This is a genomic window from Bradyrhizobium sp. Crot121 (genome assembly GCF_059512385.1).
The window spans coordinates 1-790 of sequence record NZ_JCAMOR010000298.1; the positions used below are offsets into that span (position 1 = coordinate 1).

Below are 790 nucleotides of genomic sequence, written 5' to 3' on the forward strand. Positions count from 1 at the left end.
AGCGACCAGCAATTTCTTCACCAACGCCGTCTCGAGCGGCGCGCTGACGGCGCCCTCCTCCGCCTCGTCCGGCGGCAACGGGGTCTATGCCTATGGCGGCACCAGCACCGCTGGGATCTTCCCGACCAGCAGCTTCAGCGCGTCCAACTACTACGCCGACGTGGTGTTCTCGCCTGGCTCGACGACCGACACGCCGCCGGTGCTGGTGACCCAGACCGCCAACCAGAGTGCGGTCGTCGGCTCGGCCTTCTCGCTGACGCTGCCCGCCGGCACCTTCAACGATCCCGACGGCGGCGCTCTCACCTATTCGGCAACCGGCTTGAACGGCGCGGCGCTTCCCTCATGGCTGACGTTCAACGCGGCAACGCGAGCATTCAGCGGCACGCCCGCATCGGCCAATGTCGGCACCCTCGGCGTCCAGGTTTCGGCCACCGATCCCGCCGGCCTCTCCGCCAGCGAGACTTTCAATATCGCCGTGGCGACCGACACGCCGCCGGTGCTGGTGACCCAGACCGCCAACCAGAACGCGGTCGTCGGCTCGGCCTTCTCGCTGAGCCTGCCCGCCGGCACCTTCAACGATCCCGACGGCGGCGCCCTCACCTATTCGGCAACCGGCCTGAACGGCGCGGCGCTCCCCTCATGGCTGACGTTCAACGCGACGACACGAACTTTCAGCGGCACGCCCGCATCGGCCAATGTCGGCACCGCCGGCATCCAGGTTTCGGCCACCGATCCGGCCGGCCTCTCTGCCAGTGAGACCTTCAATATCGCCGTGACCACGACGTCCACG

At 68.1% G+C, this 790-nt stretch carries 1 protein-coding gene; it reads left to right on the plus strand.

What is annotated here, in order from left to right:
* Positions 1 to 790 (plus strand): putative Ig domain-containing protein (locus AC5ZGW_RS46630; protein WP_496114196.1); only part of this gene is annotated, 790 nt, incomplete at both ends.